The sequence below is a fragment of the Streptomyces sp. NPDC096339 genome, assembly GCF_044762985.1.
Taxonomy (GTDB): Bacteria; Actinomycetota; Actinomycetes; order Streptomycetales; family Streptomycetaceae; genus Streptomyces.
The window spans coordinates 14,995-28,904 of the sequence record NZ_JBIWFI010000058.1 but is presented as its reverse complement, the minus strand read 5'-3'; the positions used below and the strand labels follow the sequence as shown (position 1 = coordinate 28,904).

Annotated in this window: 12 protein-coding genes; 2 read left to right on the top strand and 10 right to left on the bottom strand. The window is 69.4% G+C overall.

Annotated features, from left to right (window positions below):
• Positions 1-96 precede the first annotated feature (96 nt).
• Genes ACIQ5Y_RS38720 through ACIQ5Y_RS38705 form a run of 4 tightly spaced genes read right to left on the bottom strand, consistent with a single transcriptional unit; the run spans position 97 to position 5,232 of the window.
• Positions 97-759: an O-methyltransferase gene (locus tag ACIQ5Y_RS38720; RefSeq protein ID WP_403891866.1), complete on the bottom strand. Its 663-nt coding sequence runs from the start codon at positions 757-759 to the stop codon at positions 97-99.
• Positions 756-1,577: an HAD family hydrolase gene (locus ACIQ5Y_RS38715; protein ID WP_403891863.1), complete on the bottom strand. Its 822-nt coding sequence runs from the start codon at positions 1,575-1,577 to the stop codon at positions 756-758. The genes ACIQ5Y_RS38720 and ACIQ5Y_RS38715 overlap by 4 nt, the downstream gene beginning before the upstream one ends.
• Positions 1,574-4,015 carry a phosphoribosyltransferase gene (locus ACIQ5Y_RS38710; RefSeq protein WP_403891875.1) on the bottom strand — a complete coding sequence of 814 codons (2,442 nt, stop codon included), beginning with the start codon at positions 4,013-4,015 and terminating at the stop codon, positions 1,574-1,576. The genes ACIQ5Y_RS38715 and ACIQ5Y_RS38710 overlap by 4 nt, the downstream gene beginning before the upstream one ends.
• A 41-nt stretch (positions 4,016-4,056) precedes the next feature.
• On the bottom strand, positions 4,057-5,232 hold the full coding sequence (locus tag ACIQ5Y_RS38705) for an HpcH/HpaI aldolase/citrate lyase family protein (protein ID WP_403891859.1): 1,176 nt from the start codon (positions 5,230-5,232) through the stop codon (positions 4,057-4,059).
• A 194-nt stretch (positions 5,233-5,426) separates the two neighbouring features.
• Here ACIQ5Y_RS38705 and ACIQ5Y_RS38700 point away from each other — a divergent pair, with 194 nt between their 5' ends.
• Positions 5,427-6,182, top strand: coding sequence for a TerD family protein (locus ACIQ5Y_RS38700; protein ID WP_403891856.1), 756 nt, complete (start codon positions 5,427-5,429; stop codon positions 6,180-6,182).
• Between the two features lie 51 nt (positions 6,183-6,233).
• Here ACIQ5Y_RS38700 and ACIQ5Y_RS38695 read toward each other — a convergent pair whose 3' ends face one another.
• The 6 genes from ACIQ5Y_RS38695 to ACIQ5Y_RS38670 form a co-directional block, all read right to left on the bottom strand.
• The gene (locus tag ACIQ5Y_RS38695; protein WP_403891853.1) at positions 6,234-6,974 is read right to left on the bottom strand and encodes a Tellurium resistance; all 741 of its coding nucleotides are present in this window, start codon (positions 6,972-6,974) and stop codon (positions 6,234-6,236) included.
• A gap of 99 nt (positions 6,975-7,073) precedes the next feature.
• Positions 7,074-8,195 (bottom strand): DUF475 domain-containing protein, encoded by a 1,122-nt coding sequence (locus tag ACIQ5Y_RS38690; protein ID WP_403891850.1) that lies wholly within the window; start codon positions 8,193-8,195, stop codon positions 7,074-7,076.
• Between the two features lie 25 nt (positions 8,196-8,220).
• On the bottom strand, positions 8,221-8,796 hold the full coding sequence (locus tag ACIQ5Y_RS38685) for a TerD family protein (RefSeq protein ID WP_384579681.1): 576 nt from the start codon (positions 8,794-8,796) through the stop codon (positions 8,221-8,223).
• Between the two features lie 182 nt (positions 8,797-8,978).
• Positions 8,979-9,554, bottom strand: coding sequence for a TerD family protein (locus tag ACIQ5Y_RS38680; protein WP_385128854.1), 576 nt, complete (start codon positions 9,552-9,554; stop codon positions 8,979-8,981).
• A 102-nt stretch (positions 9,555-9,656) separates the two neighbouring features.
• Entirely contained in the window at positions 9,657-10,115 is a 459-nt protein-coding gene (locus ACIQ5Y_RS38675) for a peroxiredoxin (protein ID WP_403891846.1), read from the bottom strand.
• Positions 10,116-10,276: 161 nt separating this feature from the next.
• Entirely contained in the window at positions 10,277-10,702 is a 426-nt protein-coding gene (locus tag ACIQ5Y_RS38670) for a DUF3052 domain-containing protein (RefSeq protein WP_030009300.1), read from the bottom strand.
• A gap of 458 nt (positions 10,703-11,160) precedes the next feature.
• Between ACIQ5Y_RS38670 and aceE the strand changes: the two genes are divergently transcribed.
• The gene (aceE, locus tag ACIQ5Y_RS38665; RefSeq protein ID WP_403891843.1) at positions 11,161-13,893 is read left to right on the top strand and encodes a pyruvate dehydrogenase (acetyl-transferring), homodimeric type; all 2,733 of its coding nucleotides are present in this window, start codon (positions 11,161-11,163) and stop codon (positions 13,891-13,893) included.
• The last annotated feature ends 17 nt before the right edge of the window (positions 13,894-13,910 follow it).

Genomic DNA, 13,910 nt, shown 5'->3' with positions numbered 1-13,910 from the left:
GTCGCAATCCACACCGAGCCAGAAGGCCCTCACCCATTTCAAGATCCCTTAGTCGAGACCTGCATCACCCGTCCACAACCTCCCGGGACAGAACACCTAGCGCTTGCGGGAGAGCGTCAGGCCGTCCGAGATCGCCAGCAGGACCGACTCCATGCGGGTGTCCGCCGAGACGTGGTCGTTGTAGGCGCGGACGCCCGCCTCCGCCGCGCTGTCGGCCGACTCGTCGACGACCGTGCCGTGGAACAGGGTGTTGTCCGTGACGATGAGGCCGCCGGTGCGCAGCCTCGGTACGAGTTCCTCCCAGTACGCGATCTGGCTCTGCTTGTCGGCGTCGATGTAGGCCATGTCGATGTGCGGTTCGGCCGGCATGGCCCGCAGGGTGTCCAGGGCCGGGGCGATCCGCAGGTCGACGCGGTCCGCGACGCCCGCCTGCTCCCAGGCCTCGCGGCCGTACGCCGTCCACTCCTCGGAGACGTCGCAGGCGATGATCCGGCCGTCCGCGGGGAGGGCCTGCGCCATGGAGAGGGTGGAGAAACCGGTGAAGGTGCCGATCTCCACGATGTGACGGGCTCCCGTCAGCCGGACGAGGAAGGCCAGCAACGGCCCCTGCTCCTCCGCCGACTGCATCCCGGCGACATCCGGGAACTTGGCGTACGTCGTCGCCACCAGCCCCCGCTGGACCGCGTCCAGCGGGGGGTTGTGGTCGAGCATGTACTGGTAGAGCTCGTCCGTGATCTTGGTCGAATTGCCCTTGGTCATGCGGTCAGTGTCGCAACCGTCCGGCCGAATTCGCGGACGATTTCCTCACCCGCCGCGACACCGGCCTTCGTCAGGGCCGTCACGTTCGGCGCAGTCCAGGCCGCGTCGGCCAGTTCTCCGTGCCCCGGCCGCCAGGCCCGGTCGGCGGCGAGCAGCAGGTCCGCGTCCAGCAGCGAGTCACCGGCGGCGAGGGTGGTCGTGGCGCCGGTACGGCGGGCCACCTCGCGCATGGCCGCGCTCTTGGTCAGCGGGCGGGGGACGGCGTAGATCTTCCGGCCCTGGAGCGAGATCGTCCAGCCGCGGGCCTCGGCCCACTCCGTCAGCGCCTTGAGCCACTCGTCGGGGACCAGGCCCCGCTCGACGACCAGGTACGCGAACAGGTCCTCCGCCACCCGCGCCTTGCGCAGCCACGCCGGGTCGGCCGCGGCCAGCAGGTGGTCGTGGACCTCCTCCAGGGGCGCGCACTCCTCCGCGAGCCGCCCGGCGACCGCGCGCCGCCAGTCCTTGTCGGGCACCCCGTCGACCAGCAGCTGGCCGCCGTTCGCGCAGATCGCGTACGGGGCCGGGCGGCCGGGGAAGCTGATGCGCTGGTACTGCTTGCGGGTACGGGTCGTGGTGGGGACGAAGACGACCGACGGGTCTTCCTTGAGCTCCGCCAGCAGCGCGGCAGCCGTCTCCGTCATGTAGGACAGCGGCTTGCTCTCGTGCACCTCGACGCACAGCAGCCGCGGGGCCACCGGGTCGGGCATGCTCAGGGCCAGGGCGGCCGTCGAGTAGATGAGCGTACGGTCGAGATCACTGGCTACGAGGACAGTCACTTCGAGGCCACAGCCTTTCCGTCGGCGCCGGTGGCGCCGCGCGTGAATCGGGGGTGGATGAGTCCCACGCAGGTGTAGGGAAGCCCGTCCACTTCTTCCACCGGGACCCCGCGCTGCTCGGCGAGCAGCCGTACGTGGTCCAGGTCGGCCCCGGCGCCGCGCTGCGCCAGGATCTTCCACGGAACCCGGCGCAGGAGCACACGGGTGGTCTCGCCGACGCCCGGCTTGACGAGGTTCACGTCGTGGATGCCGTACTCCTCGCTGATCCGCTCCACCGCCGCCCAGCCCTCCCAGGTCGGCGTGCGGTCGGCCGCCAGCAGCTCCTTGACCTCGTCGTCGACGGCGTCGGCGACCTCGTCGAAGTGGGCGGCGACGGTGTCGACGAAGTCGACGGAGACGTCCGCCCCGGCGAGCTCGCGGTAGTACTTGGCGCCGTGGAAGTCTGCGGGACCGACCAGGTCGGACCTCAGCACCGTACGCGAGATCAGACCGGAGACCGTGGAATTGAGACAGGCGGAGGGGATCAGGAAGTCCTCCCGGGTGCCGTACGTCTCCACGCAGGAGCCCGGGTCGGCCAGGACCACGATCTCCGGGTTGAAGCCCTCGAACTCGGCGAGGGCGACGCGCAGCTCGCGGGTGATGGCGCCCTTGCCCGTCCAGCCGTCCACGAAGACGACGTCGGCCGGGTCGTGGTGGGCGGCCAGCCAGCGCAGGGCGTTGGCGTCGATGCCGCGGCCGCGCACGATGGAGACGGCGTAGTGCGGCAGGTCCAGGCCGTGGCGCGCCCGGGCCCAGCGGCGCATGAGCACGCCGACGGGGGTGCCGGCGCGGGCCAGGGAGACCAGGACGGGGGACGGGGTGCGCTCGGCGAGGACGGTCTCGGTGACCGTGCCGACGGCTTTGGCCATACGGGCGGCGGAGGCCTTGAGGGCGCTCTGGTAGAGCTCCTGGTACTGCGGGGACGGCTGGTATTCGACGGGCAGGGACTCGGCGTAGTGCGCGCCGCCCGCCTGGATGGCCTCCTCGCGCTCCTCCGTCGGAGCCTCCAGCTCGACGTCGGAGAAGTCCTGGAGCAGCCAGCCGACGTCCTGCGGGTCGTAGGAGGAGAAGTGGGGGCCGCGCAGGGGCTCGGGCATGATCGGCTCCTGCCGGTCGGGTACGCAGTCGGGTGTGTGGGAGGGGACGACGGCCAGTACGACGCGGCCCGTGTGCGGGGCGAGGGCGTCGAGCAGTCCGGTCCGCAGCTCCGGGGTGTCGCCGACCGAGTCGACGACGGCGACGACCGTGTCGAAGCCGGCGCCGGCGACGTTGTAGGCGTACCGGTCGCCGGGGCCGTCGGCGGGGGTGTCGTGGGCCGGGAAGACGAGCCGGGTGCGGATGGCGTAGCCGGGGTCGTCGACGGCGAGGACGGGCGAGCGGGTGGTGGTCGAGAAGCGGACCTCGCCGGCCGCGCCGGCCTCTTCCAGGGACTTGGCGAGGCGCAGGGGCGCGTACATCAGCTCCTCGTTGCCGAGTACGAGGACACGGCCGGGCCGGTCGCCGAGCGCGGTCGTGAGCTGGGCGGCCATCGCGGGCAGGGCCTCCTCCAGTTCCGCGCGGTGGGCCGCCGTGAAGCCGTGCCGACCGCCGTCCGGCACCCCGGCGGGCCAGTCCAGCGCGACGCGCGTGATCGCCTGCGGCTCGGTCTGCTCGGTGGCGGCGCGAGCCGCCGCACGGGTTTCGTGGTCCGCCACGAGCGCCTGACCCCGTTCCAGCACCCCTTCCGGGAGGAACACGGTGCCCGAGGCCAGGGATATGAGGTCGACCCGGGCGCCCAGTTCGGCGGCGAAGGCCGTGAGGCGGTCGCGGTCGGCCGGGGAGCGCATGTCGACCAGGGCCACGACCACGTAGTGCGCGCGGGGGTGGCGGGCGTGCAGGTCGCGGATGGTGTTCAGGACCGTGTTTCCGGTGGAGAACTCGTCGTCCACCAGGACCAGCGCCCCGGAGCCCGCGAGCAGCCCGGCGTCCTCCGGCAGCAGCAGGTGCGAGGTGGCGTGCGAGTGGGACTCCTCGAAGCCGCCCGCCGGCTCGACGCCCGGGACGGGACGGCGGGTGGAGTGCAGGTAGGGGGCGGCGCCCAGGCCGTCGGCCACGCAGTGGCCGAGCCCGGTGGCGGTCTCCGCGTAGCCGAGCACCACCGCGGAGGCGGCCGCCTCCTCGCCGAGCAGCGCCCGTACCCGCCGCCCGAGCCCGTACCCGGCGGCGTACACGGTTCGCGGGGACTGCGGGACGTGCTTGCCCAGCACCTGCGAGACCAGCAGGTGCGCGCGCTTCGGGTTGCGCCGCAGGGCGAGCCCGAGGAGTTCGCCGAGGCTCGGGCCGGCGGCCGTCCCGTCGGCGTCCTCCAGCCGCACTCCCAGACGGTCCGCGACCCACGTTCCCGACCACACGGTGTCGATCTTCTTGCCTTCCCTCGTCGTCAGCCTCGTCACCGGCCCGCTCACACCTGGAGCCCGGCCGTGAGGAGGTCGACGAAGCCGACCTCCTCCTTCGCCACACCGAAGACCTCGGCGCGCAACATGGTGCGCTCGGCCCAGGCCCGGTGGGGCTTCACCTCGTTCATCTTGTTCGTGTAGGCGGAACGCATCACTCCGCCGCCGCCGCGCTCGGGTCGCAGGATGTCCTGGGCGTCGCTGAACTCCTCGTGGGAGACCACGGACAGCGCGTGCACGGGCGTGACGTGGGCGGGGTGGATGCAGGTCTTGCCGAGCAGTCCGTTGGCCCGGTCGAGTTCGATCTCGCGCAGCAGCCCGTCCAGGTCGTGCTCGATGAGTGCCGTGCGCAGTTCCTCGACGCCCTCCTCCAGGAAGGGGCTGCGGCGCAGCTGGGGCTTGAAGAGGCGCTGCTGGCTGCGGAAGTACTCCCAGACCGGGCCGGTGACGGTGAAGCCGGTGCCGTCGGCCCGGCTCAGTACGTTCACCACGTCCGCGATGACGCCGGCGACGATCTGGACGTCGTACGCGGTCATGTCGGGGGTGCGGCGCAGGCCGTAGGCGGAGCAGAAGTCGGTGACGCCGAGCCGCAGGGCCAGGACGCGCTCGCGGTGGGCGTTGACCGTGCGGGAGATGCCGGCGAGCGCCTCGATACGGGTTTCGAGGTGGAGGAGGTCGGGGGTCTCCAGGACGGGCATCGCGTACAGCCGGGGCCGTCCGCTCGCGGCCTCCGCCTCGGCGACGGCTTCGAGGAAGGCGGTGCCGCTGCTCTCGGTGAACTTGGGCAGCACGAATCCGGCCAGGTGCCGCACCGTGCCTCCCAGGCGGCGCACGAGGTCGGGTATCTGCTCGGGCGTACGGACGCGGATGAAGAGCAGCGGGTGCTCCGCGGCGTCCGTGCCGTCGGCGTCGAGCGCGGCGAACTGCCGGACGAGGTTCTCCTCGGCGCCGAGGACGTCGGCGTCGCTGATGGAATCCTCCAGGCAGAGGACCATGGAGACGACTCCGCGGCCGGCCTGCTTGCGGATGTCCGCGGCGAGGGCGGGGCGGGTCGCCGGGCTGTAGAGGGTGGCACCGAGCGCCGCCGCGAGGATCCGGGCGGGCGAGGCCGCTGTGAACTCCGCGGGCTCCTGGTGGAAGAGGTCCTTACGGACGCTGGGCGATATGTGCCCAAAGTGACGCATGTGCTTCCCCCGTACTGCCTCGGCGGCCCAACTGGCGTGGCCGGTAATAGTACGTACGAACACGAGTCAAAAATTCCCCAAGCACATGAAATTCAGGTAACCCCCTTGCACCATGCCCACGTCTTTCGATTGAGACAAGGCCTTACGGGGGGCCGCATTGTCGCGCTCCACCCCGGGAAGGCAGGATGACGGGCATGACGCACTCGATGCAGAAGGGCTCGAACATCCCGGTGACCGCGGTGGCGGTCCGGGCGGTGCTGCGCTGGACCGGCGGCCCCGAGGTTCCGGACGTGGACGCCTCCGCGCTGCTCGTGGGCCCCGACGGCCGGGTGCGTTCGGACGAGGACTTCGTCTTCTACAACCAGCCCCGGCACCCCTCCGGAGCCGTCTGGCGGCTCGGCAAGAAGCAGCTCGGCGACGCGATCACCGACGCCGTACAGGCGGACCTGCGCTCGGTGACCCCGGGCGTGGACCGGATCCTGGTGGTGGCCTCCGCCGAGGACGTGCCCTTCCAGCGGGTGCGCGACCTGCGGATCCTCCTCTACGACGCCTCCCCGGGCGGCAGCTCCGATCCGCTGGCCTACTTCGACGTACGGCCCGAGACGGGCGCCGAGACGGCCCTGATGTGCGGGGAGCTGTACCGGCGGGGCGACGGGTGGAAGTTCCGCGCGCTGGGCGAGGGCTACTCCAACGGGCTCGTGGGGCTGGCGACCGACCACGGGATCTCGGTCGACGAGAACGCTCCCGACCCCGAGGCGCAGCCCGCCGCTGGGCCCACCTCCGAGCAGACGGCCGCGATGGCCCCGCCCGCGCCGCCCACGCAGGCCCCGCCGGCCGTCCAGCCCGCCTACGGGTACCCGCAGCCGGTGTCCCCGGCCCCGGTGCCGGGTCCCGGCGGGGACCCGACGTTCCGGCTGCCGGTGCAGGGCCCGCAGTTCATCCGGCGCTGACCCGCCGGGACGCCCGCCGCGGGGCGCCGGGGCCCGTACGGGGCCCCGGCGTCAGTTCTTGGCGCTCTTGTAGCCCCGTCCCCACTGGAGTCCCCAGCCGTACAGCCGGTCCAGCTCGGCCTGGAATCCGTAGACGAACTTCACCTCGCGCCGCACGATCAGCTCGCCCTTGACCTTCTGGAAGGACACCACCGCGCAGGAGCGGGCCTCCGGATGGCGTTCCTCCAGCGCGATCTCGATGCGCGGTCCGGCGCTCGGGAAGAGGGTGACCAGGGCGTGGGTCCGGTCGAAGGCCGGGGTCTGGTCGTAGATGTAGACGAAGAACAGCAGCCGCTTGATCTCGTCGGCGTGGTCGAGGTTGACGTAGAGGGTCTCTCCGGACGCCGATCCGAAGCGGTCGTCGCCGCTGAGCTTCACGTACGGCGGGTCGTTGATGTCGCCGAGGAGGTTGCCCAGCGGCTGCACGGCGCCCCTGCTGCCGTCGGTGAGCTCGTAGAGGCAGCCGAGGTCGAGGTCGACGTTGACCATGCCCTGGGTGTGCGCCTGCACCATGTCGGGCTTGAAGAGCTTGAACGGGTGCCTGAAGAGCTGCCCGCTCTGGCCCGAGCGGCCGCCGATGTCCGAGGTGCGCATCCGCCAGGACAGGTTGACGCGCAGATTGCCGTGGACCGCCCCCTGTTTGGTGAGCGACACCGTCGGATGTCGCCTCGTGAGCTCGATCGCGTTCGACGAGGCGTTGCCCGACTGGAACTGGCCGGACCGGCTGCCCAGGATGCCGTCGAAGAATCCCATCCCCTACCCCCCTGATACGTACGGAAGCGGGGCGGCCCGCCGGGTCCGTGGACCCGCCCGGCCGCCCCGCAATGGGAGCGTTCCGCATTACCGCGGAGCTCATGCCTCCACGGCGGAACCCTCCGGTTCCTGTTCCAGCTTCTTGTTGCGTCGCACCGAGGACCAGAAGGACCAGGCGATCAGCACCACGCCGATGAGGCCGGTGATGACCTCGTTGATCTCGTACTGGATGGTGACGAGCAGGAGTACGGCGAGCGCGCCGATGGCGTAGTGCGCGCCGTGCTCCAGGTAGACGTACTCGTCGAGGGTGCCCTGGCGGACCAGGTAGACCGTCAGCGAGCGGACGTACATGGCACCGATGCCGAGGCCGAGGGCCATGAGCACGATGTCGTTGGTGATGGCGAAGGCGCCGATGACCCCGTCGAAGGAGAACGAGGCGTCGAGGACTTCGAGGTAGAGGAACATGAAGAAGGCGGCCTTGCCGGCCATGGCGACGGCCGTGACGGGCTTGCCGCTCTTCTTCGCCTCTTCCTCGGCCTCGTGCTCGGCCTCCTCCTCTTCCTCGAGCCTGTTCTCGAAGTAGCCGGAGAGACCACCGACGATCATGTAGGTGATCAGACCGAGGACACCGGAGACCAGGACGGTCTGCGCCTTGTCCACGTGGACGCCGCCGTGCTGGTGGGCCTGGGTGGCGACGGTCATCGAGGCGACGACCAGGACGATCAGCGCGACGCACGCGGACAGCATGTCGATCTTGCCGAGCTTGGCGAGCGGGCGCTCCAGCCAGGCGAGCCACTTGATGTCACGGTCCTCGAAGATGAAGTCGAGGAAGATCATCAGCAGGAACATGCCACCGAAGGCGGCGATGGACGGGTGGGCGTCCGTGACCAGCTGCTGGTACTGCTCCTTGTCGTTCAGCGCCAGCTGGACGGCCTCGATGGGCCCGATCTTGGCGCTGATGGCAACGATGACGACGGGGAACACCAGTCGCATGCCGAAGACCGCGATGAGCACGCCGACCGTGAGGAAGATCTTCTGCCAGAAGGCGTTCATCTTCTTCAGGATTCCGGCGTTGACCACCGCATTGTCGAAGGACAGCGAGATCTCGAGGATCGTCAGGATCGCCACGATGCCGAAGGCTTTCCAATCCCCGTAGACCCACGCTGCGGCCAGACCGAGCGCAGTGATTGCGAACGACCAGCCGAAGGTTTTCAGAACCACTGGCACCCCATCGTCTTGTACGGCTTTACGAAACGTTGACCCCGAAGTCTAGAGCGATGCCCCGGAGGCCCGACGCGTACCCCTGCCCTACCGCCCTGAACTTCCATTCGCCCCCGTAGCGGTAGACCTCCCCGAAGATCATCGCGGTCTCGCTGGAGGCGTCCTCGGAGAGGTCGTAGCGGGCCAGTTCCTGGCCGTCCGCCTGGTTCACCACGCGGATGAAGGCGTTGCTGACCTGGCCGAAGCTCTGCCGGCGGACGTCGGCTTCGTGGATGGAGACCGGGAAGACGATCTTGTCCACCATCTCCGGCACCTTGGTGAGGTCGATGATGATCGACTCGTCGTCGCCTTCACCCTCGCCGGTGAGGTTGTCCCCGGTGTGCTCGACGGAACCGTCGGGGCTCCTCAGGTTGTTGTAGAAGACGAAGTAGTCGTCCCCGAGCACGCGGCCGCTGTTGCACAGCAGCGCGCTGGCGTCGAGGTCGAAGTCGGCTCCCGTGGTGGAGCGCGCGTCCCAACCGAGGCCGATCAGAACCCGGGTCAGGTTCGGTGCGGCCTTGGAGAGGGAGACATTGCCCCCCTTGGCGAGTGTGACGCCCATGTTGTGGTCCTCCCCGGACGACGGTGGTGCGGTGGCGGCGGTGCGACGTTGCGGTGGTGCAGTGGTGCGGCGTTGCGGTGGTGCGGCGTTGCGGTGGTGCGGCGTTGCGGTGGTGCGGCGGCAAAGCCGGTCCGGCGCCGTACACACAGTGCACGGCGCCGGACGGTTGGACTGCTCTCGGGTCAGACGTTGACGCCGAAGTCCTGCGCGATGCCGCGCAGACCCGAGGCGTAGCCCTGGCCGATGGCGCGGAACTTCCACTCCGCGCCGTTGCGGTACAGCTCGCCGAAGACCATGGCGGTCTCGGTCGAGGCGTCCTCGGAGAGGTCGTAGCGGGCGAGCTCGGAGTTGTCGGCCTGGTTCACGACGCGGATGTACGCGTTGCGGACCTGGCCGAAGCTCTGCTGGCGGGCCTCGGCCTCGTAGATCGAGACGGGGAAGACGATCTTCGCGACATCGCCCGGGACGCCGGCGAGGTTCACCTTGATCGCCTCGTCGTCGCCCTCGCCCTCACCGGTGGTGTTGTCACCGGTGTGCTCGACCGAGCCGTCGGGGCTCTTCAGGTTGTTGAAGAAGACGAAGTTCGCGTCGCTGGCGACCTTGCCCTGGTCGTTGGTCAGGATCGCGCTGGCGTCGAGGTCGAAGTCGACGCCGGTGGTGGTGCGAGCGTCCCAGCCCAGACCGACGATGACCGCCGTCAGGTTAGGCGCGGCCTTGGTCAGCGAGACGTTGCCGCCCTTGCTGAGGCTGACTCCCACTGGTCCTCCATTGGGTTCTGTGTGGGGCGGTGCCCCGTCGTGCGGTTGCAATCGGATCAACGTTTCGATCCTAGTGACGGGTTCCCGGCCCACAGGGGGTTTTTAGAGGCTGTCGAGCGCCTTGATGTACTCGTTCAGGTCACGGGCGTCGGGCAGCCCGTTGACCACGGTCCAGCGCACGACGCCGTCCTTGTCGATGATGAAGGTGCCGCGGACCGCGCAGCCCTTCTCCTCGTCGAAGACTCCGTAGGCGCGGGAGGTCTCGCCGTGCGGCCAGAAGTCCGACAGCAGCGGGTAGTCGAAGCCCTCCTGCTCACCGAAGACCCGCAGGGTGGGGACGGAGTCGTTGGAGACCGCGAGGAGCTGCACGTCGTCGTTCTGGAACCGGGGCAGCTGGTCGCGCAGCTCGCACAGCTCGCCCGTGCAGACGCCGGTGAAGGCGAACGGGTAGAAGAGCAGCACCACGGCCTTCTCTCCCCGGAAGTCGGAGAGCCGCACCGCCCGGCCGTGGTTGTCCTTGAGCTCGAAGTCTGGGGCCTTGTCGCCGACCTCGATCGCCATCTCTCGCATCCCTTCGTTCCCGCATCCCTGCGTTGGGCTGTTCGGGTGAGTCAAAGCCTAGGCCCTGGTGCCCCCGGAGCCGGGAACGCACACACCCCGCCGACCGGGGGTCACCTGGTCGGCGGGGTGTGGGTGCGTCTCCGCTCGGCTGCGGGTGCGGCTCAGCGCTTGGCCTTGGCTGCCTTCGGCGTCACCAGCTTGGTGGAGGTCCACTCCTTGCCGACGGGCAGGCCCTTGGCAAGCGAGAGGCCGGCCGTCTCGGCGGCCTCGCTGATGTCGCTGGCCTCGACGTAGCCGTCACGGCCCGTCTTCGGGGTCAGCAGCAGGATCAGTGCGCCGTCCTCGACCAGCTCGGTCGCATCGACCAGGGCGTCCGTCAGATCGCCGTCCTCGTCGCGGAACCACAACAGCACCGCGTCGGCGACATCGTCGTAGTCCTCGTCGGCGAGCTCACTGACGAGCTTCTCGACGGCGTCACGGAATTCCTGATCGACGTCGTCGTCGTAGCCGATCTCCTGGACCACCTGTTCGGACTGGAAACCCAGCCGGGCGGCCAGGCTCTCCGCGTGGTCCGCGGTCGCGCTCACGGGGTGCCTCCTGCTCATGTTCGGTGAATGTCTTCGGCGGCGCGCGTACGCGCAGCATTGGGCGTAGTCCACACGGGAGCGGCGGATCGCGCAAGTACCCGGCCACCGAGACCGTCGAAACGGTGACGATTGCGGCCGTCTCGCCGCAACTTTCAGCCTTCCCGCATGGACCTCTGGTGATTCATCCCACACCATTCCAGCTCATTCGGCATTGCATGAGGACTTTCCTACCTGTTTGAGGGACGAACGGCCTTGCGAATGCGCCGCCCGACTTGGGCGTAAGGTTGCGATTTGGCCGGAACCGCCGCCGATCCCGCCGCCGCCCACCCCTGCGTTTCCTGCCGCCGCCGGGGTTACCCGGTGGTACAGATGACGATCTCGGCCGAGAGTAAGACCATGGGAGGCGGCGCCCCCCAGTTACAGCCTCAGCACGATTCCCCCGACAGCGAAGGAACAGTGTGGCTTCCGCATCCGATCGCAATCCGATCATCATTGGCGGCCTCCCGAGTCAGGTCCCGGACTTCGATCCGGAGGAGACGCAGGAGTGGCTCGACTCCCTGGACGCAGCGGTCGACGAACGGGGCCGCGAACGTGCCCGCTACCTCATGTTGCGCCTGATCGAGCGGGCCCGCGAGAAGCGCGTGGCCGTGCCCGAGATGCGCAGCACGGACTACGTCAACACGATCGCCACCAAGGACGAGCCGTTCTTCCCCGGCAACGAGGAGATCGAGCGCAAGGTCCTGAACGCCACCCGCTGGAACGCGGCCGTGATGGTCTCCCGCGCCCAGCGTCCGGGGATCGGCGTCGGCGGTCACATCGCCACGTTCGCCTCCTCCGCCTCCCTCTACGACGTGGGCTTCAACCACTTCTTCCGGGGCAAGGACGAGGGCGACGGCGGCGACCAGATCTTCTTCCAGGGCCACGCCTCCCCCGGCATCTACGCCCGTGCCTACCTCCTGGACCGGCTCTCCGAGCAGCAGCTCGACGCGTTCCGGCAGGAGAAGTCGAAGGCCCCTTACGGCCTTTCGAGTTACCCGCACCCGCGGCTGATGCCGGACTTCTGGGAGTTCCCGACCGTCTCGATGGGCCTCGGCCCGCTCGGCGCGATCTACCAGGCCCGGATGAACCGGTACATGGAGGCGCGCGGGATCGCGGACACCTCCAAGTCCCACGTTTGGGCGTATCTCGGAGACGGCGAGATGGACGAGCCGGAGTCGCTCGGCCAGCTGTCGATCGCCGCCCGCGAGGGTCTGGACAACCTGACCTTCGTCGTCAACTGCAACCTGCAGCGCCTCGACGGCCCGGTCCGCGGCAACGGGAAGATCATCCAGGAGCTGGAGTCGCAGTTCCGCGGCGCCGGCTGGAACGTCATCAAGCTGATCTGGGACCGCTCCTGGGACCCGCTGCTGGCGCAGGACCGCGACGGCATCCTGGTCAACAAGATGAACTCCACCCCGGACGGGCAGTTCCAGACGTACGCCACCGAATCGGGTGCGTACATCCGTGAGCACTTCTTCGGCGGTGACCAGCGACTGCGCGCGATGGTCGAGAACATGACCGACTACCAGATCCAGCACCTGGGACGCGGCGGCCACGACCACAAGAAGGTCTACGCGGCCTACGCGGCGGCCAAGGCCCACAAGGGCCAGCCGACGGTGATCCTGGCGCAGACGGTCAAGGGCTGGACGCTCGGCCCGAACTTCGAGGGCCGCAACGCGACGCACCAGATGAAGAAGCTGACGGTCGACGACCTCAAGCGCTTCCGCGACCGCCTGCGCATCCCGATCACGGACCAGCAGCTGGAGAGCGGCGCGCCGCCGTACTACCACCCGGGCCGCAATTCGCCCGAGATCCAGTACATGCACGACCAGCGCAACGCCCATGGCGGCTACGTGCCGACCCGTGTGGTGCGCGCCAAGCCGCTGCAGCTGCCGGACGACAAGACGTACGCGGCCGCCAAGAAGGGCTCGGGCCAGCAGTCGATCGCGACCACGATGGCCTTCGTCCGCATCCTGAAGGACCTGATGCGGGACAAGGAGATCGGCAAGCGGTTCGTGCTGATCGCGCCGGACGAGTACCGCACCTTCGGCATGGACGCCTTCTTCCCGAGCGCCAAGATCTACAACCCGCTGGGGCAGCAGTACGAGGCGGTCGACCGCGACCTGCTCCTCGCGTACAAGGAGTCCCCGACCGGCCAGATGCTGCACGACGGCATCTCGGAGGCGGGCTGCACGGCCTCGCTGATCGCCGCGGGTTCGGCGTACGCGACGCACGGCGAGCCGCTGATCCCGGTCTACGTCTTCTACTCGATGTTCGGTTTCCAGCGCACGGGTGACCAGTTCTGGCAGATGGCCGACCAGCTGGCGCGCGGTTTCGTACTGGGTGCGACCGCGGGCCGGACCACCCTGACGGGTGAGGGCCTCCAGCACGCCGACGGTCACTCCCAGCTGCTGGCCTCGACGAACCCGGGCTGCGTCGCCTACGACCCGGCCTACGGCTACGAGATCGCGCACATCGTCCAGGACGGTCTGCGGCGCATGTACGGGCCCGAGGCGGAGGACGTCTTCTACTACCTGACCGTCTACAACGAGCCGATCCAGCACCCGGCCGAGCCTGCGGACGTGGACGCGGACGGCATCCTCAGGGGCATCCACAAGGTGTCGACGGGCACGGCGGGCGCGATCGGCGCGCAGATCATGGCCTCGGGCGTGGCCGTGCCGTGGGCCCTGGAGGCACAGCGGCTGCTCGCCGAGGACTGGAACGTCCGGGCGGACGTCTGGTCGGCGACCTCCTGGAACGAGCTGCGCCGCGAGGCCGTCGAGGTGGAGGAGCACAACCTGCTCCACCCGGAGGAGGAGCAGCGCGTCCCGTACGTGACGCGGAAGCTGTCGGGTGCGGAGGGGCCGTTCGTGGCGGTCTCCGACTGGATGCGGTCGGTCCCGGACCAGATCTCGCGCTGGGTGCCCGGCACGTACACCTCGCTGGGCGCGGACGGCTTCGGCTTCGCGGACACGCGCGGTGCGGCGCGGCGCTTCTTCCACATCGACGCGCAGTCGGTGGTCCTGGCGACGCTCACCGAGCTCGCCAGGGAGGGGAAGATCGACCGTTCGGTGCTGAAGCAGGCGGTCGACCGCTACCAGCTGCTGGACGTGACGGCGGCCGACCCGGGCGCGGCCGGCGGCGACGCGTAGCTTCACCCTTACGCGGG

Excerpts from the sequence above, each read along its gene's own strand:
- ACIQ5Y_RS38720 (WP_403891866.1), bottom strand. The coding sequence starts at position 759 with ATGACCAAGGGCAATTCGACCAAGATCACGGACGAGCTCTACCAGTAC.
- ACIQ5Y_RS38705 (WP_403891859.1), bottom strand. The coding sequence starts at position 5,232 with ATGCGTCACTTTGGGCACATATCGCCCAGCGTCCGTAAGGACCTCTTC.
- ACIQ5Y_RS38700 (WP_403891856.1), top strand. The coding sequence starts at position 5,427 with ATGACGCACTCGATGCAGAAGGGCTCGAACATCCCGGTGACCGCGGTG.
- ACIQ5Y_RS38695 (WP_403891853.1), bottom strand. The coding sequence starts at position 6,974 with ATGGGATTCTTCGACGGCATCCTGGGCAGCCGGTCCGGCCAGTTCCAG.
- ACIQ5Y_RS38685 (WP_384579681.1), bottom strand. The coding sequence starts at position 8,796 with ATGGGCGTCACACTCGCCAAGGGGGGCAATGTCTCCCTCTCCAAGGCC.
- ACIQ5Y_RS38675 (WP_403891846.1), bottom strand. The coding sequence starts at position 10,115 with ATGGCGATCGAGGTCGGCGACAAGGCCCCAGACTTCGAGCTCAAGGAC.